1 pseudogene is annotated in these 376 nt (G+C 37.2%); it reads right to left on the bottom strand.

The window, feature by feature from the left end:
* Nucleotides 1–299: pseudogene (locus BZK24_RS02905) on the bottom strand (hypothetical protein); the annotation flags it as partial.
* Nucleotides 300–376 lie beyond the last annotated feature (77 nt).

Raw genomic sequence — 376 nt, 5'->3', positions numbered from 1 at the left:
TCCTTTAAGATTTTAAGCCCCCCATTAGCGGCAAAAGGCTCGCTAACAGGGCGTAAAATATCCGTATTCAGGCTATGACTAACAGCGTCTTTATACACCAATTGGTCGTTTTCTAAAAAGGGGGTTTTGGTGTAATTTTGCATGCCTTTTTGCGTTTCTGTATCCATAATGGTATGCGTGTCTTCAAATAAAAGCCCCTCTTTTAACAATTCATATTTGATATTAGAATGCTTGGATATTTCAATCACCACGCACAAAGAATCAGCGTCATGGCTCACTTCTAATTGGTCTAAATTCATTGCAATCTCCTTTGAATAAAAAGACTTATTCTAACATAAAGCCCGCTCTTTTTAAACCTCTTTAGGGGTTTTTAAAG

The organism is Helicobacter pylori, from assembly GCF_001998165.1.
Classification (GTDB): domain Bacteria; phylum Campylobacterota; class Campylobacteria; order Campylobacterales; family Helicobacteraceae; genus Helicobacter; species Helicobacter pylori_DL.
Note: the sequence above shows the minus strand (reverse complement) of the source record. Positions and strands in the feature narration are given on the sequence as shown.